Annotated in this window: 15 protein-coding genes; 11 read left to right on the top strand and 4 right to left on the bottom strand. The window is 59.1% G+C overall.

The features are described 5' to 3' along the window. Positions 1-47: 47 nt before the first annotated feature. The 5 genes from urtC to AABC73_RS19375 all read left to right on the top strand — a co-directional run bounded on the left by urtC (position 48) and on the right by AABC73_RS19375 (position 4,539). Complete coding sequence (gene urtC / locus AABC73_RS19395; protein ID WP_341524285.1) at positions 48-1,217, top strand: urea ABC transporter permease subunit UrtC; 1,170 nt, start codon at positions 48-50, stop codon at positions 1,215-1,217. Then, entirely contained in the window at positions 1,214-1,975 is a 762-nt protein-coding gene (gene urtD / locus AABC73_RS19390; RefSeq protein ID WP_341520536.1) for an urea ABC transporter ATP-binding protein UrtD, read from the top strand. The genes urtC and urtD overlap by 4 nt, the downstream gene beginning before the upstream one ends. 13 nt (positions 1,976-1,988) lie before the next feature. Continuing rightward, a complete protein-coding gene (urtE, locus tag AABC73_RS19385; RefSeq protein ID WP_020294146.1) occupies positions 1,989-2,678 on the top strand; it encodes an urea ABC transporter ATP-binding subunit UrtE in 690 nt (229 codons plus the stop codon). A 156-nt stretch (positions 2,679-2,834) separates the two neighbouring features. Continuing rightward, the gene (fmdA, locus tag AABC73_RS19380) at positions 2,835-4,064 is read left to right on the top strand and encodes a formamidase (RefSeq protein WP_065834459.1); all 1,230 of its coding nucleotides are present in this window, start codon (positions 2,835-2,837) and stop codon (positions 4,062-4,064) included. A 127-nt stretch (positions 4,065-4,191) separates the two neighbouring features. Beyond that, positions 4,192-4,539 (top strand): FmdB family zinc ribbon protein, encoded by a 348-nt coding sequence (locus tag AABC73_RS19375; RefSeq protein WP_341520535.1) that lies wholly within the window; start codon positions 4,192-4,194, stop codon positions 4,537-4,539. A gap of 60 nt (positions 4,540-4,599) precedes the next feature. On the opposite strand, the gene AABC73_RS19370 is transcribed toward AABC73_RS19375, so the two are convergent. Next, positions 4,600-6,057 carry a mannose-1-phosphate guanylyltransferase/mannose-6-phosphate isomerase gene (locus AABC73_RS19370; RefSeq protein WP_341520534.1) on the bottom strand — a complete coding sequence of 486 codons (1,458 nt, stop codon included), beginning with the start codon at positions 6,055-6,057 and terminating at the stop codon, positions 4,600-4,602. 415 nt (positions 6,058-6,472) lie between these two features. Here AABC73_RS19370 and yegS point away from each other — a divergent pair, with 415 nt between their 5' ends. Next, the gene (gene yegS / locus AABC73_RS19365; protein ID WP_341520533.1) at positions 6,473-7,384 is read left to right on the top strand and encodes a lipid kinase YegS; all 912 of its coding nucleotides are present in this window, start codon (positions 6,473-6,475) and stop codon (positions 7,382-7,384) included. On the opposite strand, the gene AABC73_RS19360 is transcribed toward yegS, so the two are convergent. After that, a complete protein-coding gene (locus AABC73_RS19360) occupies positions 7,372-7,896 on the bottom strand; it encodes a hypothetical protein (RefSeq protein ID WP_341520532.1) in 525 nt (174 codons plus the stop codon). The genes yegS and AABC73_RS19360 overlap by 13 nt on opposite strands. Before the next feature lie 290 nt (positions 7,897-8,186). Between AABC73_RS19360 and AABC73_RS19355 the strand changes: the two genes are divergently transcribed. Together AABC73_RS19355 and AABC73_RS19350 are read left to right on the top strand one after the other, a co-directional pair. Continuing rightward, the gene (locus AABC73_RS19355) at positions 8,187-9,116 is read left to right on the top strand and encodes a chemotaxis protein CheV (RefSeq protein ID WP_020294139.1); all 930 of its coding nucleotides are present in this window, start codon (positions 8,187-8,189) and stop codon (positions 9,114-9,116) included. Between the two features lie 124 nt (positions 9,117-9,240). Then, a complete protein-coding gene (locus tag AABC73_RS19350) occupies positions 9,241-10,050 on the top strand; it encodes an MOSC domain-containing protein (protein ID WP_341520531.1) in 810 nt (269 codons plus the stop codon). Positions 10,051-10,177: 127 nt separating this feature from the next. On the opposite strand, the gene AABC73_RS19345 is transcribed toward AABC73_RS19350, so the two are convergent. Next, positions 10,178-12,106 carry a transglycosylase SLT domain-containing protein gene (locus tag AABC73_RS19345; RefSeq protein WP_341520530.1) on the bottom strand — a complete coding sequence of 643 codons (1,929 nt, stop codon included), beginning with the start codon at positions 12,104-12,106 and terminating at the stop codon, positions 10,178-10,180. Positions 12,107-12,321: 215 nt separating this feature from the next. Between AABC73_RS19345 and AABC73_RS19340 the strand changes: the two genes are divergently transcribed. Then, positions 12,322-14,232, top strand: a complete 1,911-nt coding sequence (locus tag AABC73_RS19340; RefSeq protein WP_065834467.1) for an ATP-binding cassette domain-containing protein — start codon at positions 12,322-12,324, stop codon at positions 14,230-14,232. A gap of 83 nt (positions 14,233-14,315) precedes the next feature. Here AABC73_RS19340 and AABC73_RS19335 read toward each other — a convergent pair whose 3' ends face one another. Further along, positions 14,316-14,756, bottom strand: a complete 441-nt coding sequence (locus tag AABC73_RS19335; RefSeq protein ID WP_341520529.1) for a universal stress protein — start codon at positions 14,754-14,756, stop codon at positions 14,316-14,318. A 110-nt stretch (positions 14,757-14,866) separates the two neighbouring features. On the opposite strand from AABC73_RS19335, the gene AABC73_RS19330 reads away from it, so the two are divergent. Together AABC73_RS19330 and fadB are read left to right on the top strand one after the other, a co-directional pair. After that, on the top strand, positions 14,867-15,304 hold the full coding sequence (locus AABC73_RS19330; protein WP_341520528.1) for a hypothetical protein: 438 nt from the start codon (positions 14,867-14,869) through the stop codon (positions 15,302-15,304). Between the two features lie 586 nt (positions 15,305-15,890). Next, positions 15,891-18,038, top strand: a complete 2,148-nt coding sequence (gene fadB, locus AABC73_RS19325; protein ID WP_341520527.1) for a fatty acid oxidation complex subunit alpha FadB — start codon at positions 15,891-15,893, stop codon at positions 18,036-18,038. The last annotated feature ends 11 nt before the right edge of the window (positions 18,039-18,049 follow it).

Genomic DNA, 18,049 nt, shown 5'->3' with positions numbered 1-18,049 from the left:
TGAATGCTCTGAACCGTAGGACCGGCTTTAGCCGGGAGGGGGCCGGTATGCTCGGCGGCCGGCAGGGTGTGATCGGCCTGTTGATCCTCGCCGTGCTGATTCTGGTGGTGTTCCCACTGACCCTCGATGCGTTTCGCCTGAACATGGTCGGCAAATACCTGACCTACGCGTTTGTCGCGGTCGGCCTGGTGTTGTGCTGGGGCTACGGCGGGATTCTCAGCCTGGGGCAGGGCGTGTTTTTCGGCCTTGGCGGTTACTGCATGGCGATGTTTCTCAAGCTGGAAGCCTCTGACCCGCAAAGCACCAAAATCCAGTCCACGCCCGGTATTCCGGACTTCATGGACTGGAACCAGATCACCGAACTGCCCTGGTTATGGGTGCCGTTTCACAGCTTCACCTTCACGGTGATTGCGGTGATCGCCGTGCCGGTATTGCTGGCGTTGGTGATCGGCCTGGCAATGTTCAAGCGTCGGGTCGGCGACGTGTATTTCTCCATCGTCACCCAGGCCATCGCGCTGATCCTGACGGTGCTGATCATCGGCCAGCAAGGCCTGACTGGTGGCGTCAACGGCATCACCGATCTGAAGACGCTGCTGGGCTGGGACATCCGCGACGACAGCGCCAAGCTGGCCTTGTATTTCATCAACGCCGCCTTACTGTTCGGCTGCATTCTGATCGGCAAATTCATCCTGGCGTCCAAGCTCGGCCGCTTGCTGATGGCCATGCGCGACAAGGAAGAACGCGTGCGTTTCTCCGGCTACGACGTGGCCAGTTTCAAGATCTTCGTCTATTGCGTCGCGGCAGCGTTTTCGGCGATTGGCGGGGCGATGTTCGCCTTGCAAGTGGGCTTCATGTCGCCGTCGTTCGTGGGCATCGTGCCCTCCATCGAGATGGTGATTTTCGCCGCAGTGGGCGGGCGTATGTCGCTGCTCGGTGCTGTGTATGGCTCGCTGCTGGTCAACTACGGCAAGACCTATTTCTCCGAATCCTTCCCTGAGTTGTGGCTGTACCTGATGGGCGGCTTGTTCATCGCCGTGGTCATGTATTTCCCCAACGGCCTGGCCGGGTTGTGGGAAAGCCACGGTCGCAAATGGTTTGACCGCGTGCTGCACAAACCCGAGCCGGTGATTGCCAGAGCGGTCGTCATTACGCCGCCGCCGGGGCCTGTCGCGACGCCCTCCAAGACCGCCGCCACTTCCATGGAGACTCAGCCATGAGCGGCCCAACCGCTTTTCAGATGCACAAACCGGTGCTGGCCATCGAAGGGCTGACGGTTTCCTTCGACGGTTTCAAGGCGGTGGACGACCTGAATCTGTACATCGACCGCAATGAAGTGCGCGTGGTGATCGGCCCCAACGGAGCTGGCAAGACCACGGTGCTCGACCTGATCTGCGGCAAGACCCGCGCCACCAGTGGCAGCATCCAGTTCGACGGGCGCGAGCTGACCAAAATGCATGAGTACGACATCGTTCGCGCCGGGGTCGGCCGCAAGTTCCAGACCCCATCGATCTACGACAATTTGAGCGTGTTCGAAAACCTGGAAATGTCTTTTCCAGCAGGCCGCTCGGTGTTCGGTGCGCTGTTCTTCAAGCGTACGGCCGAAGTGGTGGCGCGGGTCAACGAAGTGGCGGCGGATATCTTCCTCGGCGAATTGCTCCAGCAGCAGGCCGGTTTGCTGTCCCACGGCCAGAAACAGTGGCTGGAAATCGGCATGTTGCTGATGCAGGACCCGGAGCTGTTGATGCTCGACGAGCCGGTCGCGGGCATGAGCGTCAGTGAGCGTTCGCAGACCGCCGAGTTGCTCAATCGCATCAGCCAGGGCCGCTCGGTGCTGGTCATCGAGCACGACATGGAATTCGTCAAAAGTATCGCGCACAAGGTCACGGTGCTGCACCAAGGCAAGGTCCTGGCCGAAGGCAGCATGGAGTCGGTGCAGAAAAACCCGAAAGTTATCGAAGTGTATCTGGGCCATTAATAAGGAGCGCGGCATGTTCAAGATCAATCAGCTGGCGTGCGGTTATGGCCAGAGCCAGATTCTTCATGACCTGGACCTTAACGTCGAGAAGCAGGAAATCGTCGCGGTCATGGGCCGCAACGGCATGGGCAAGACCACGCTGTTCAAGAGTTTGATGGGCATCCTCCCACAATGGGGCGGGCAAATTCAGGTGGCGGGCGTGGAAGTTTCCGGCATGGAAACCCACTCGCGGGTCGAGCACGGCATGGCTTACGTCCCGCAAGGCCGAATGATTTTTCCGGCCATGAGCGTGCTGGAAAACATTCAGACCGGCTTGCCCGCGTCGGCTCGCGGCATCGTTCCGGAAGACCTCTACGCGCTGTTCCCGGTGCTCTACGACATGCGCGGTCGGCGCGGCGGCAACCTGTCCGGCGGGCAACAGCAGCAACTGGCGATTGCCCGGGCGCTGGCGACCAACCCCAAGGTTTTGTTGCTGGACGAACCCACCGAAGGCATCCAGCCGTCGATCATCAAGGACATCGCCCGCACCCTCAAAGAAATCCGCACCTTGCGCAACCTGACCATCGTGGTCTCCGAGCAAGTGCTGTCGTTCACCCTGGAAATCGCTGATCGCTTCCTGGTCATCGAGAAGGGCCGCTTCGTCATCGAAGAGACCCGGGCCAATGTCGATGAAGCGACGATCAGCCGGTATTTGTCGGTGTGATTTATGCCGGCAGCTTTGTTGTTTGAGCCGACCTCTTCGCGAGCAAGCTCGCTCCCACTGGCCGCACTTCACATGTGGGAGCGAGCTTGCTCGCGAAAGCGTCGATCCGATCACTCTTGATTGACCGAATTCACTCTCTAACCCAGGAGATACGCCATGACCGAAACTCTGATCAAAGTCGACCTCAACCAGCCTGTCACCGAAAACGAAAACATCCACAACCGCTGGCATCCGGACATTCCCATGGCCGCGTGGGTCAAGCCGGGCGATGACTTCATCCTCGAAACCTACGACTGGACCGCGGGCGCGATCAAGAACAACGACGACGCCAGCGATGTGCGCGATGTGGACCTGTCCACCGTGCATTACCTGTCCGGGCCGATTGGCGTGCATGGCGCCGAGCCGGGTGACTTGCTGGTGGTGGACCTGCTCGACATCGGCGCACGTGCCGATTCCCAATGGGGCTTCAACGGGTTTTTCTCGCGCAATAACGGCGGCGGCTTCCTGACCGATCACTTCCCGTCGGCGCAAAAAGCCATCTGGGATTTCAAGGGCATGATGACCAGCTCCCGGCACATTCCGGGTGTGGAGTTCGCCGGTCTTATCCATCCCGGTCTGATCGGTTGCCTGCCGGATCACAAGATGCTCGCCGAATGGAACAAGCGCGAGCAGGAGCTGATCGACACCAACCCGACCCGCGTGCCGCCGCTGGCCAATCCGCCCTCTGCTGCAACCGCGCATCTGGGCAAGCTCAAAGGTCCGGCCCGTGATCTGGCGGCCGCAACCGGCGCGCGGACCGTGCCGCCCCGTGAGCATGGCGGCAACTGCGACATCAAGGATTTGTCGCGCGGCTCGAAGGTGTTCTTCCCGGTTTACGTGGACGGCGCGGGCCTGTCGGTGGGCGATTTGCACTTCAGCCAGGGCGACGGTGAAATCACCTTTTGCGGCGCCATCGAAATGGCCGGTTGGGTGCACATGCGCGTCGAGCTGATCAAGGGCGGCATGGAGAAATACGGCATCAAGAACCCGGTGTTCAAGCCCAGCCCCATCGTGCCCAACTACAACAAATACCTGATCTTCGAAGGCATCTCGGTGGACGAGGCCGGCAAGCAGCATTACCTGGACGTCAACATCGCCTACCGCCAGGCATGCCTGAACGCGATCAACTACCTGACCAAGTTTGGCTACTCCCCGGCCCAGGGTTATGCGTTGCTTGGCTCTGCGCCGGTGCAAGGGCATATCAGCGGTATCGTCGATATCCCCAACGCCTGCGCGACCTTGTGGCTGCCGACGGAAATCTTCCAGTTCGACATCAACCCCAACGCCAACGGCCCGACCCGATTTATTGATGGGTTGGTGGATTTGCCGATTGCCTACGATTTGTAGGTTCTACTTGTTGGAGCGAGGCTTGCCCGCGAAGAGCGATAACGCGGGATGCCTGATACACCGAGGCGACTGGTTCGCGGGCAAGCCTCGCCCCAACAAGATTTCAACAACTTTCAGGGATTTGCCCATGCCCATGTACGAATTCGATTGCCCCAGCTGTGGCGATTTCACGGCGCTCAAACCCATGGCCGAAAGCGGCATGCCTTGCGCCTGCCCGCAATGCGGCGAGTCGAGCATGCGGGTGATTTTGTCGGCGCCGGGTTTGAGTACGGTGTCAGGCAACAAGCGCCGCGCCATCGAAACCAACGAACGCAGCGCCAACGCCCCCAAAACCGTGGCCGAGTATCAGGAAAGCAAGCGCCACCCCAGCGGTTGCAGCTGCTGTGCGCCGAGCAAAACCGTGCTGCCGACCAAGGCCAATCCTCATGCGCTGAAAGGCAAGACGGCAGGAAGGCCATGGATGATCAGTCATTGACACGCGGATCACAGGATCAGGCCTGCCACCAGCACGCGCGGCAGGACTGCGTTAGGTTCCCTAGACCTTGGCCGCTTCGGTGGGCACACGGCCATAGATATCGGTGAAACGCACGATGTCGTCTTCACCGAGGTATTCGCCGCTCTGCACCTCGATCATCACCAGATCGATGACCCCCGGATTGACCAGGCGATGGGTGTGTCCGGGTTTGATGAATGTGGACTCATTGGTGTCGAGCATGAATTCGGCGTCGTTATTGGTGACCCTGGCCATGCCGCTGACGACAATCCAGTGCTCGCTGCGATGGTGATGCATTTGCAATGAAAGCGATGCCTGGGGCCGGACCACGATGCGTTTGATCTTGAAGCGCTTGCCTTCCTCCAGCACGGTATAAGTGCCCCATGGCCGGGTGACCGTGCGATGCAGGCGATAGGCATCATGGCCCTGGCGCTTGAGTTCCTGTGCGATGACTTTCACATCCTGAGTGCGCTTGCCATCGGCGATCAGCAAGGCATCCGGCGTGTCGATGATGATCAGGTCATCCAGGCCGATGCCACCGACCAGGCGATTCGGCGAGTCGATGTAACAGTTGGTTACGTCGTGCAGCACGGTCTGACCGTTGCACTGGTTGCCCAGCTCATCGACCGGGGTCAGTTCGCGCAAGGCCTGCCAGGAGCCGATATCGCTCCAGCCTAACTGGCAAGGGATCACCGCGACCTTTTGCGAGCGTTCCATCAGCGCGTAGTCAATGGAAATGTCCGGCGCCAGGGCAAAGGAATGGCTGTCCAGTTCCAGTTGCAGTTCGTGATTGCCTTGCTTGCTGGTGCTTTGCTCAAGGCATTGCTGGACCGCCGCGAGGATCTGCGGCGCATGCTCCTGAAACTCGCTCAACAGGGTATCGGCGCGCATGCAAAACATGCCGGCATTCCATAAATGCAGGCCTCCGTCCAGATAGCTTTGCGCGGTGGCGGCGTCCGGTTTTTCAACAAAACGCGCGACCTGATAGCCGTGCTCGTTCAACGACTGACCTTTTTCGATGTAGCCGAAACCGGTTTCCGCCTTGTCCGGCAAAATCCCGAAGGTCACCAGCCAGCCCTGGTCAGCCAGAACTCGTGCCTGCTGGACCGCTGCAGAGAAGGCCGCAACGTCGGCAATTAAATGGTCCGCCGGCAGAATCAGCAACTGGGCGTCTTCGCCATACAGGCGGGCCACGTGCAATGCGGCGGCAGCCACTGCCGGTGCGGTATTGCGGCCAAAGGGCTCAAGGACGAAATCCAGCGCGACCCGGGTTTTGTTCAGCTGCCGATAGTCGTCAACCGTGCGGAAGTACACTTCTCGATTGGTTACGGTGAGCAAGCGATCAACGTCGGGCAGCCCTACGGCACGCATGAAGGTTTTCTGCAGCAGGCTTTCGCCGTCGGGAAGGCGTATGAAGGGTTTTGGCATGGCTTCGCGGGACACCGGCCATAACCGGGTGCCGGCGCCGCCGGCGATGATGCAAGGGATGAGGGTGCTCATCAATTAGCCTCACGAGTGAAAAAGCACTGCGGGGACAGTGCGTAAGGGTTGTCAGTGTCGAACCACACAGCCCTTTTTCGACGACATACCTGAATAAGCGTTGGGTGGTCAATAAAACGTCACTTGCTGTAAAGGATAAAAATATAGTCAGTATTTTGGCTTGTGCGCGTTTTTTACGACTCCACCTGTCGTTTTGCTGATATTTCCCGTCCGGCATGCACTCAAAACGCAGTGCGCTTCTATTTGACTGAGTGAATCACCCTCGAACAGATATTTGGGAGGGAGTAAAGCTCATGAAACGGGACATGTATGAAGAAATCAGCCGCGCGGGAGAAATTATTCTGCGATTGAAGGGCTTTTTTTCTTTCGCTGGGGTCAACATCTTGCGCATTGAATCAGAGGGGAGGGCGCGTTGATGACAGGTCGAAAAGCGATGCTAATTCTGCACGGCAAGCAGGCACTCAATGAAGAAGTGCGCGCCGCCGTGACGGACAAGCGCAATGAAGGTTGGGAGCTGGACGTACGTGTCACCTGGGAGGGCGGCGATGCGCAACGCCTGGTAAAGGAAGCGCTGGCGGCGGGGCACACGCAAATCATCGCGGGTGGCGGCGACGGTACGTTGCGCGACATCGCCGAAGCCCTGGCAGATAGCGACGCCGAGCTAACCATCATGCCGTTGGGCACCGCCAATGATTTCGCGCGAGCGGCGGGCATACCGCTGGAACCGAAGGCGGCGCTGGACTTGCTGGCTGTGCCTGCGCGCCCGGTGGATCTCGGCGAAGTCGACGGCAAGATATTTCTCAACATGGCAACCGGCGGTTTCGGTAGCCAGGTCACCGCCAACACCTCGGAAGACCTGAAAAAGGTCCTGGGCGGTGCCGCTTATCTGTTCACCGGGCTGACACGCTTCAGTGAACTGAGTACGGCCTATGGCGAATTGAATGGTCCGGATTTCCGCTGGCGCGGCGACCTGCTGGCACTGGGCATCGGCAATGGTCGACAAGCCGGTGGTGGACACGTGCTGTGCCCGACTGCGCTGGCCGATGATGGCTTGCTCGATATCAGCATTTTGCCCGCACCTCAGGAACTGGTCGGGACGCTGAGAGGATTGCTGGAAGGCGGGTTGGGCATCGACAACATGTTCATTCGCGCGCGCCTGCCCTGGGTCGAACTGAAGTCGGCGCAAGGGCTGGATATAAATCTGGACGGCGAGCCGTTGTCAGGCGAAAACCTCCGATTTTCGGCCCGTCCGGCAGCGCTGTATGTGCATCTGCCGGCCGATTCTGCGCTGTTCACGACGCGCCGGCACATTGCTCACGCGGACTGACCCTCTGGATCTTCCGGTGGGAGAGGACATGTCGTCCAGACGCCGCGTTGTCGCGCAGCAAACACCGGCACCCGTTGGAACGAGCATTTTCCTGCGTCCGTCACGCTTGGTACAGGCCGGGTGGCGGACGTGAGATTCGCCAGCAGCTCGCGCTGTTCGCTGTCGTCGAGCATTAACAGCCCGTCGCGGGGATCGATCAGTTCGAGCTGCCAGGCGAGCAGGGCGAAACAGTCTTTCAACACCAGCAACGCATTGTCCTGGAAATGCCTGTCGAGCATTGCGGCACTCAACACACTCAGCAATTGTCGGGAGAAGTCCGCAACGCCGGCAACCGCAGCGTTTTCTGCCGCGTTGCTGAGTTTGTGCAAGGTGGCGATCAGACCGTCAATGGCGTCTTGATCGTCGTTGATCAGCTCCAGGTGCAGCAGGCATTCCTGCAAGCGGCTCAGCAGCGCCTGGGTTTCGCTGAGAAATTCGGGATACCTGTCTTGCCATTGAAGGCCGTTCAGCATGCTTGATCTCCACATTTCATGGCCGGCGACTGGGGCTCGCGTTCAGCGAGTGGCTGCCAGTAAATGTGGATTTCCAATGGAAGTCTGTAGGCCGATTCTGAAGTTCACCAAAACTTGACCGGTCTCCCATTTGCCGTGCTCAGACACGCTGAAAGAAAATTCCCACAAGCGATGGTGTTAATGTGACATCAAGCCTGGGACGTGGCATTTTATTGTGATTAAGGTCTCGCTCACATCAGCCGATAACAGGTCTAGCGGACTCACTGTGACCCACGCTTCTGGAGCTATACATGGCTGGCATTCTCGACTCGGTAGATCAACGCACACAGCTGGTGGGCGAGAACCGCCTGGAAATTCTCATGTTTCGCCTGGCGGGTCGGCAGTTATTCGCCATCAACGTGTTCAAGGTCCAGGAAGTGCTCCAGCTGCCGAAGCTGACCCTGATGCCCCAGCGGCATGCGTTCGTCTGCGGTGTGGTCAACCTGCGCGGCCAGACATTGCCGGTGATCGACCTTTCCCAGGCAATCGGCATGCGCCCGCTGGTGCCGGGGCCAACCAGCACGATCATCGTGACTGAATACAACCGTTCGGTTCAGGCATTTCTGGTCGGTGGCGTGGACCGCATCGTCAACATGAACTGGGAGTCGATCCTGCCGCCACCAGCCAGCGCCGGGCGCCAGCATTACCTGACTGCCATCAGCAAGGTCGATGACCAGCTGGTGGAAATCATCGACGTGGAAAAAGTCCTCGCCGAAATCGTGCCGTACAACGCCAAGGTCTCCCGCGAGAAGCTCGAAGATCCGATTCTCGAGCGTGCCCGTGGCCGTGAAATCCTGCTGGTCGACGATTCCAAAGTGGCGCTCAGCCAGTTGCGTGACACCTTGTCTCAGCTCGGCGTGAAGCTGCATGTGGCCAGCGACGGCCTCAAGGCACTGAACATGCTCAAGGGCTGGGCGGACAGTGGCGAAGTCATGACCGACAAACTGCTGATGATCTTTACCGATGCCGAAATGCCGGAAATGGACGGTTATCGTCTGACCACTGAAATCCGTAACGATCCGCGCCTGCGCGAATTATATGTCGTGCTGCACACCTCGCTTTCCGGCAGTTTCAACGAATCCATGGTGAAAAAGGTCGGCTGCGACAACTTCCTCTCCAAATTCCAGCCCGACAAGTTGGTGGATGTGGTGCGCGAGCGCCTGACGATGATCCACGGCTGATGTTTGTGCCTGGCTGAATCCCCGCTCGGGCAGGCCGTTTTTGTCTGTCTGATCCCTGGCAGGTTCGTATAAGCTTGTGGCTCTCCGAGCCTTCGCTTATCACCTGCCACACAAGGATCAGGCCATGTTGCATCTCAGTGCGCTCTATCAATTCCCCCTCAAATCCTGCAAGGCCCATGTGTTGCAGCGGGCGGCGTTTGACGAACTGGGGATGGTCGGCGATCGACGCTGGATGCTGGTGGAAGAAAACAGCGGTCGCTTCCTGACCCAGCGCGCCTTGCCGCACATGTCGCAACTTTCCGTGCTGTGGAACGCCAGTGGCGGCGTCACGCTGTCGGCGCCTGGTTATTCGTCCCTTGATGTGCCACTTCCCGAGAACAGCGAGCCCACCTTGCGTGGCGTCACGCTGTGGCGCGATACCCTGCGCGTACCGGATGCCGGTGACGAAGCGGCGCGCTGGGTCAGCGACTTCATCGGCAAGCCGACGCGCATGGTTTATGTGCCCGCGGATCGTGCGCGCTGGTTGCCCAGTGGTTACGGCACCATCGATGACAAGGTCGGCTTCGCTGATGGGTTTCCCTTGCTGTTGATTGGTCAGGCATCGCTGGATGACTTGTCTGCCAGGATCGGCCGCCCGCAAGAGATGCTGCGTTTTCGTCCGAACCTGGTGGTCGAAGGCGCTGAAGCCTTTGCTGAGGACGGCTGGAAGCGCATCCGCATCGGCGACATCGAATTCCGCCTGCTCAAAGGTTGCACGCGCTGCATCCTGACCACCATCGACCCGGCCACCGGCGAGCGCAACGCCGACCGCGAACCCCTGACCACCCTCAAGACCTATCGCGAGCGTGAAGGGGATGTGTGGTTTGGGCAGAACATGGTCAGTGATGGGCGCGGTGTGATTGAAGTAGGGATGCCGGTTGAAATTCTGGAGTGATTGTCTGTGGGAGCGTTCGGAGGTTACGACGGCCGCGAAGCAGGCGCCACGGTAGGTTAGACCCACCGCGTAATCCTCTTCGCGGGCAAGTCGGGACGCCGCCCGCTCGCTCCAACAAATTCAGCACTCACAAATCATCGAAAAACCGCTCATGCCAATCCACCAGCGGCTGCGGTGAGTTGAGCTTTTGTCCGTAGATCACCGAATAAGACAACACGTTCTGCACGTACTGGCGGGTTTCGTCGAAAGGGATGCTTTCCACCCAGACATCAAAGGCCAGGTGATTGGCGCCCTTGAGCCATTGGCGAACGCGGCCTGGGCCTGCGTTGTAAGCCGCCGATGCCAGCACGCGGTTACCGTTGAACTGGCTATGCACCTGGCTCAGATACGCCGCGCCCAGCTGGATGTTGGTGTCCGGGTCCAGCACTTGCTGAGGCGATGCCAGCGGAATGCTGAACTTGCGCGCAGTTTCCTTGGCCGTGGCCGGCATCAATTGCATCAGGCCGCTGGCGCCGACGCCGGAGCGGGCATCGTCCATGAAGGCGCTTTCCTGGCGGGTAATCGCGAACACCCAGCTTGAATGCAGACCACGCAGCTGCGCTTCACGGACCAGCGTTTCGCGGTGGGCCATCGGGAAGCGGATATCCAGATCGTCCCAATATTGCGCCTGGCTGATGGTGCGGATGGCCGGGAAGTACCATTTCAGGTCGTAGGCCAGTTTGGCCTGAGCGACCATTTCATCACGGCTGAACGAACGACTGACGTGGTACCACTCACGGCGACCGTCGACGATCTGCCCGCGCGCATGAAATTCCAGAGCGCGACGCACGCCGGGTGTATTGCGCACTTTGGTGATCAGCGCCTGACTGAGCAGCAGCGGCTTGTTGTTGAGCTGATAGGAACTTTGCGTGCGGTCGGCGGCGAGGAATCCGTAGAAATCCCGCTCTTTCGCCACGCCTTTATAGAGGTTGGCAATCAACGGGCTGCCGGGTTGGGCAAGTTCCAGCGAGCGCGCTTCCCAATAACGCCAGCGATTGGTGTCGGCCAGATCCTTGGGCAGGCGGCGGGTCAGCTCGTAAGCGTCTTCCCAGCGGCCAAGCCGCAACAGCAGGCGCAGACGCCATTCGGTCACGGTGTTATCCCGCAGCTCCGGGTCGTACTTGGTCATCACTTCCAGCGCGCGGCCATCGTAGCGGCGGGCCAGGGTCAAGCCGATTTCCTTGGCGATCTGCACCTGTTCTTCCCGGGAGAAGTGCATGGTGGTCGCGTAGCCGTCGAGCATTTCCAGGGCTTTCTGCGGGTCCTGTTTCGCCAGACGTCGCAGGCCAAGGCCGACGACATCGGACATGGCTTCATCCACCGGGGCGAACTGGCCCGGGTTGTTGAGCATTTCCGGCTTCTTCGCCACCGCCAGCAGCAATCTGCCTTGCGGGGCCAGGCTGTTGAGGCTGTTGACCAGTGTTGTTGCCAGGCTGTAATTGCCAGCGGTGGCCGCCAGCTTGGCGCGCTGCCAGCGTTTCTGCTCGGGCAACTGGCCGTCGGCCGCCCACTGCGCAAAGAAGCCGTCACAGGCATCCGGCAGCGTCTTGCCAGTCATCCACAGTTTTTCAGCGCTCGCATAGCCCTCGGCTTTCTTGCCGTGGCCCAGCAGGTATTGGCCGTACAGGCAGTCGAGTTCGACGAAATTCATCTTCGGGTCGTAATACTTGACGAAGGGTTGCCAGTCGCCGCGTTCGGCCAGCGAGCGCAACCAGCGCAATTTCATCCAGTTGGCCTGAGGCAGGTCGCCATGCTCGGCCAGGAACTTCTCGATTTCCGGGTTGCTGGCGCTTTTCAGTCGGGCGGTCAGCTCGTCGTAGGCCAGATAGGGCTCCAGCGGATAGTCGGCGAGTTCAGCGGCGTACATCCGATAAGGACCGGTGTCGCCTTTGGCCAGCGCGCGCTTGGCCTCATCGTAATATTGGCGTTGCTGGCCAAGATCCGCGGCGTAGGTGCTCTGGGCCACGGTTGCCGAGAGGATGAGGCAGGAGAAAAGACCGAACAAGCGACTGCGCATGAGACTTCCGAGCAGATGAATCGTGAAAAGTGCCGCTAGCTTAGCCTTTTGCCAGCTCCGGGTGAAAGCATTGCCGACGGGGGTTTCGCACTTGGAAATAAATCACGGCTATATAAGGAGGCAATCGCTCCCATGGTGCCCGGTCAATCATCACTGAAAGCCCACATAGGCCCGCTATCTCAGGTAGAATGCGCCCCCAGTTTTTGGAGAAGCTCATGACCCTGCTCAAATTCACCGATGTGTCCCTTGCTTTCGGCGCCATGCCGTTGTTGGACAAGGTGTCCTGGCAAATTGCCCGTGGTGAGCGGGTGTGCATCATCGGCCGAAACGGTACTGGCAAGTCCAGCATGTTGAAGCTGGTCAAAGGTGTGCAAAAGCCTGATGACGGGGCTGTCTGGCGTGCGCCGGGGCTCAAGATCGGTGAACTGCCCCAGGAATTGCCGGTGGCCGACGAGCGGACTGTATTCGACGTCGTAGCCGAAGGCCTGGATGGCGTTGGCGCCTTGCTCGCGCAATACCATCATCTGGCGCAGAACTGCGTGACCGAGGAAGACCTCGACAAGCTGATGCATGTGCAGCAGGACCTCGAAGCCCGTGACGGCTGGCGTCTGCAGCAACTGGTCGACAGCACCCTGAGTCGCCTGCAATTGCCGGCCGACAAGACCCTGGCCGAGTTGTCCGGCGGCTGGCGTCGTCGCGTGCTGCTTGCTCAGGCGCTGGTGTCCGAGCCGGATCTGCTGCTGCTCGATGAGCCAACCAACCACCTGGACATCGGCGCCATCGCCTGGCTCGAAGAAGCCTTGATGGGTTTCCAGGGCGCCGTGTTGTTCATCACGCACGACCGTTCCTTCCTGCAGAACCTGGCAACCCGGATTCTGGAACTGGATCGTGGCGGCCTGATCGACTGGAATGGCGACTACGCCAGCTTCCTGGTCCACAAGGAAGCCATGCTCTCGGCGGAAGAGACCGCCAACGCGCTGTTCGACAAGCGTCTGGCCCAGGAAGAAGTCTGGATTCGCCAGGGCATCAAGGCCCGTCGTACCCGTAACGAAGGCCGCGTGCGTGCCCTTAAAGAGTTGCGTGTAGAGCGCAGCGAACGTCGCGAGCGTACCGGCAAGGCCAATATCCAGCTCGATACCGCCGATAAATCCGGCAAGCAGGTCATGGTCCTCGACAACGTCAGCTTCGCTCACCCGGGCGGCCCGATGTTGATCAAGGATTTCTCCATGGTTCTGCAGCGCGAAGACCGTATCGGTCTGCTCGGCGCCAACGGTACTGGCAAGACCACCTTGCTCAAGCTGATGCTTGATAACCTGCAGCCGACCAACGGCTCGGTTGAGGTCGGCACACGTCTGGACGTGGCTTACTTCGACCAGTTGCGCCATCAGCTGGATCTGGAAAAAACCGTTATCGATAACGTCGCCGAAGGGCGTGACTTCATCGATATCGACGGCCAGAGCCGACACGTGCTGAGCTATCTGGGCGACTTCCTGTTCAGCCCGCAACGTGCGCGGACACCGGTCAAGGCGCTGTCCGGCGGTGAGCGTGCGCGCTTGTTGCTGGCCAAACTGTTCAGCAAGCCAGCGAACCTGCTGGTGCTCGACGAACCCACCAACGACCTGGACGTTGAAACCCTGGAGTTGCTGGAAGAAGTGCTGCTGACCTTCAAGGGCACCGTGTTGATGGTCAGTCACGACAGGGCATTCCTCGACAACGTCGTCACCAGCACGCTGGTGTTCGAAGGTGAAGGCAAGGTTCGTGAATACGTCGGTGGCTATCAGGACTGGCTGCGTCAGGGTGGTTCGCCACGTCTGCTGGGCGTGACCGATACCAAGTCAGGCAAAGCCGAGCTGGCCACCGCAGTGGTCGAAGCGACGCCTGTTGCTGCCAAGGACATGCCGGTTGCCAAGAAAAAGCTCAGCTACAAGCTGCAGCGCGAGCTGGAAGCGTTGCCTGAGCAAATCGACGAAGTCGAAGCGCAGATGGCGGCCCTGAATGCTGAAATGGCCGAAGCGGGTTTCTACCAGCGTCCTGCCGAACAGACCGCCGCCGTGCTGGCCCAGCTGGAAAACCGCCAGGCTCAGCTTGACGGTTTGCTGGAGCGTTGGGCTGAACTGGACGCCTGAATGCGTTTGGCGTTGCCGTAAAAAAGCCCGGATCATTCAATGATCCGGGCTTTTTTGCTGCCGGGCTGCGATGGGGCTGGCAGTTATTCAGCTTTTTTCAGGCGTACGGCCAGCACGTCACAGGGCGCGCCGTGCAGCACGTCATTGGCGGTCGAGCCGAGGAGCAGGGCAAGGCCGTGACGACCGTGACTGCCGACCACGATCAGGTCGCAGTTTTGCTGTTTAGCCAGGTCTTGAATCCCCTGGCGTGGTTGCCCGTAGAGAAGGTGGGAGTCGCCCAGTTTGACTTCAGGATAATCGACCCCCAAAGCTGCCAGTTTGTCCTTGGCCTGATCGAACTGCTGTTGTTGTAGCTGCGAAAGGTCCATGGGCACGTCGCCGCCGAAGGCCATGGCCATGGGTTCAACGATATGCACCAGAGAAAGCTTGGCGCCGTTGCGCACTGCTACCTCGCGACCGCGGGCAAGTACAGGGCTGCACTCATCAGTGAGGTCAATGGCGACCAGAACGTGTTCATACTTCATGAGGAAGTCCTCCGGAGGTTTGCGATGCATTCAGTATGGCTCTTTAACGCCCGTCTGGGCAGGCCATTATCTTCATCCATGGGTAAGCGGATAAAAAGGCAGCAAGCAATATGACGTTCTGGATAATCCTGTCAATCGTTGGTGTGATGCTTAGCCCATTGGTGTGGCTGCGGCCGTCGCGGCAACAGAGCGGCAGAATGGCATTACGCATGGAGGCGCGGCGCATGGGGCTGGCCATGCAACTGGCGCCGCAGGAGTGGCCGCACTGGTTGCCCAAGGAGCCGCCAAGCCCTTGTGCGCAATATCATCGGCCGCGCCGTGTGGAAAAAGCCGCATCCTGGGTTTACTGGCAGACTGAGGCCGGCGTCTGGCTCAATCGCTGGCGCGAGCCCTGCGAGGACGAGCGCTTGTTGACTCAATTCAACACGCTGCCTGCGGATGTGTTCAAGGTCGAGGCTGACGAGCAAATGATCGCCCTGTATTGGGCCGAGCGGGGTGAGGCTGAAGTATTACAGCGTATTGCTGCGGTGCTGAAAGCCCTGGCTTGAGGCCCATGGGCTGAATTTCAGGCATTAAAAAGCCCGACAACAACATCGGGCTGGGGTTGGCCAGGCAGGCCGATAATCTGTAGCGCATCTCGGTGCAATGCCGAAAAAAACGCGGGCTAGAGCAGCGGGGTCCGATGACCGGTTCCGTTGTCTTGTGCAGTGCGCTGAATGTAGACCTTCTGCGCCGTTTTGTCGCGATTCCTTCACTTTTTTTCTTGCGTGACCCGCATCGGTGCAAAAACCTGTCCGGGTTTATCACCGTTTGTTCACGATAAACGCGCTGAATGACTGCCAATCATGGTCGCTGACCGGGACGGTTCCTTGCGAAGATGGCGATCATTTCCCGGTTTTATTGGCGTTTAGCCGAATTGACAATTATCCGGATTTGGCAGAAGGTAGGCACTTCCAAATCAAACGGCCGTATGAATTGAGCGTTTGGTCCGTCAGACCGCTCTTACAAAATCCCGGCTACTACACCGGCGGGTGTGCCTGGTGATTTGGCGCTTCATCGACGGTGACGTCGTAGTCACGCCAGAACCAGCGTCCGGTGTGTATTGTTCAGCTTCCATATCGTGGAGATCAGTTGATGATTTACGAAGGTAAAGCCATCACGGTTAAGGCTCTTGAAAGTGGCATCGTCGAATTGAATTTCGATCTCAAGGGTGAGTCCGTCAACAAGTTCAACCGTCTCACCCTCAACGACCTGCGTCAGGCCGTGGACACCATCAAGGCTGATGGTTTGATCAAGGGTGTGATCGTCACCAGCGGCAAAGACGTGTTTATCGTCGGGGCTGACATCACCGAATTCGTCGAAAACTTCAAATTGCCGGACGCCGAGCTATTGGCGGGCAATCTGGAAGCCAACCGGATTTTCAGCGACTTTGAAGACCTTGGTGTACCGACCGTAGTTGCCATCAATGGCGTCGCGTTGGGCGGTGGCCTGGAAATGTGCCTGGCCGCTGACTACCGCGTCATGTCCAGCAGCGCCAGGATCGGCCTGCCGGAAGTCAAACTCGGTCTCTACCCCGGCTTCGGCGGCACGGTTCGCCTGCCACGGATCATCGGTGCCGATAACGCCATCGAGTGGATTGCTTCTGGTAAAGAGAACCGTGCTGAAGACGCGCTGAAAGTCGGCGCAGTCGACGCCGTAGTCGCACCAGAAAAACTGCAAGAGGCAGCCCTGGACCTGATCAAACGCGCCATTTCCGGCGAGTTCGATCACAAGGCCAAGCGCCAGCCGAAGCTGGACAAGCTCAAGCTGAACGCCATCGAGCAGATGATGGCTTTTGAAACCGCCAAGGGTTTCGTTGCCGGTCAAGCCGGTCCGAACTATCCGGCGCCGGTGGAAGCGATCAAGACCATCCAGAAAGCCGCGAACTTCGGTCGTGACAAGGCGCTGGAAATCGAAGCCGCCGGCTTCGTGAAAATGGCCAAGACTTCTGCGGCGCAGAGTCTTATCGGTCTGTTCCTGAACGATCAGGAACTGAAAAAGAAAGCCAAGATCTACGACGAAGTCGCCAAGGACGTGAAACAGGCGGCCGTATTGGGCGCTGGCATCATGGGCGGCGGTATTGCCTATCAATCGGCGGTCAAAGGCACGCCGATCCTGATGAAGGACATCCGCGAAGACGCCATTCAGCTGGGTCTGAACGAAGCAGCCAAATTACTCGGCAGTCGCGTTGAAAAAGGCCGTCTGACCGTGCCGAAAATGGCTGAAGCGCTTAACGCGATTCGTCCGACGCTGTCTTACGGCGATTTTGGTAATGTCGATCTGGTGGTTGAAGCCGTCGTCGAGAACCCCAAAGTCAAGCAAGCGGTATTGGCCGAAGTCGAGTCCCAGGTGGGCGAAGACACCATTCTGGCGTCCAACACCTCGACGATTTCCATCAGCCTGTTGGCCAAAGCCCTCAAGCGCCCGGAAAACTTCGTCGGCATGCACTTCTTCAACCCGGTGCACATGATGCCGCTGGTTGAAGTGATCCGTGGCGAGAAGTCCAGTGAAGTCGCCATCGCGACCACCGTGGCCTACGCCAAGAAAATGGGCAAGAACCCGATTGTGGTCAATGACTGCCCGGGCTTTTTGGTCAACCGCGTGCTGTTCCCGTACTTCGGCGGTTTCGCCAGACTGGTCAGCGCGGGCGTGGATTTCGTGCGCATCGACAAGGTCATGGAAAAATTCGGCTGGCCAATGGGTCCGGCGTATTTGATGGACGTGGTCGGCATCGACACCGGCCACCATGGTCGTGACGTGATGGCCGAAGGCTTCCCGGATCGCATGAAGGATGACCGTCGCTCTGCCATCGACGCGCTCTACGAAGCCAAGCGCCTGGGCCAGAAGAATGGCAAAGGTTTCTACGCCTACGAGACCGACAAGAAGGGCAAGCCGAAGAAAGTCACCGATGCCGCTGTGCTTGAAGTGCTCAAGCCGGTCATCTACGAACAGCGCGAAGTATCCGACGAGGACATCATCAACTGGATGATGATCCCGCTGTGCCTGGAAACCGTGCGTTGCCTGGAAGACGGCATCGTCGATACCGCCGCAGAAGCCGATATGGGCTTGATCTACGGCATCGGTTTCCCTCCGTTCCGTGGCGGTGCGTTGCGTTACATCGACTCGATCGGCGTCGCTGAGTTCGTCGCCCTGGCTGACCAATATGCTGACTTGGGCGCCTTGTACCACCCGACTGCGAAGCTGCGTGAGATGGCCAAAAACGGCCAGAGCTTCTTCGGTTAAGCGCCTTTCAG

This window comes from Pseudomonas sp. G.S.17 (assembly GCF_038096165.1).
Classification (GTDB): domain Bacteria; phylum Pseudomonadota; class Gammaproteobacteria; order Pseudomonadales; family Pseudomonadaceae; genus Aquipseudomonas.
The sequence above is the reverse complement of the archived record's forward strand: the minus strand, read 5'-3'. Positions and strand labels throughout refer to the sequence as shown.

What these genes read in the sequence shown, in the direction of transcription:
- AABC73_RS19340 (WP_065834467.1), top strand. Translation starts at nt 12,322, where the DNA reads ATGACCCTGCTCAAATTCACCGATGTGTCCCTTGCTTTCGGCGCCATG.
- fmdA (WP_065834459.1), top strand. Translation starts at nt 2,835, where the DNA reads ATGACCGAAACTCTGATCAAAGTCGACCTCAACCAGCCTGTCACCGAA.
- AABC73_RS19345 (WP_341520530.1), bottom strand. Translation starts at nt 12,106, where the DNA reads ATGCGCAGTCGCTTGTTCGGTCTTTTCTCCTGCCTCATCCTCTCGGCA.
- AABC73_RS19330 (WP_341520528.1), top strand. Translation starts at nt 14,867, where the DNA reads ATGACGTTCTGGATAATCCTGTCAATCGTTGGTGTGATGCTTAGCCCA.
- urtC (WP_341524285.1), top strand. Translation starts at nt 48, where the DNA reads ATGCTCGGCGGCCGGCAGGGTGTGATCGGCCTGTTGATCCTCGCCGTG.
- AABC73_RS19335 (WP_341520529.1), bottom strand. Translation starts at nt 14,756, where the DNA reads ATGAAGTATGAACACGTTCTGGTCGCCATTGACCTCACTGATGAGTGC.
- fadB (WP_341520527.1), top strand. Translation starts at nt 15,891, where the DNA reads ATGATTTACGAAGGTAAAGCCATCACGGTTAAGGCTCTTGAAAGTGGC.
- AABC73_RS19370 (WP_341520534.1), bottom strand. Translation starts at nt 6,057, where the DNA reads ATGAGCACCCTCATCCCTTGCATCATCGCCGGCGGCGCCGGCACCCGG.
- AABC73_RS19375 (WP_341520535.1), top strand. Translation starts at nt 4,192, where the DNA reads ATGCCCATGTACGAATTCGATTGCCCCAGCTGTGGCGATTTCACGGCG.
- AABC73_RS19355 (WP_020294139.1), top strand. Translation starts at nt 8,187, where the DNA reads ATGGCTGGCATTCTCGACTCGGTAGATCAACGCACACAGCTGGTGGGC.
- urtE (WP_020294146.1), top strand. Translation starts at nt 1,989, where the DNA reads ATGTTCAAGATCAATCAGCTGGCGTGCGGTTATGGCCAGAGCCAGATT.
- urtD (WP_341520536.1), top strand. Translation starts at nt 1,214, where the DNA reads ATGAGCGGCCCAACCGCTTTTCAGATGCACAAACCGGTGCTGGCCATC.
- AABC73_RS19360 (WP_341520532.1), bottom strand. Translation starts at nt 7,896, where the DNA reads ATGCTGAACGGCCTTCAATGGCAAGACAGGTATCCCGAATTTCTCAGC.
- yegS (WP_341520533.1), top strand. Translation starts at nt 6,473, where the DNA reads ATGACAGGTCGAAAAGCGATGCTAATTCTGCACGGCAAGCAGGCACTC.
- AABC73_RS19350 (WP_341520531.1), top strand. Translation starts at nt 9,241, where the DNA reads ATGTTGCATCTCAGTGCGCTCTATCAATTCCCCCTCAAATCCTGCAAG.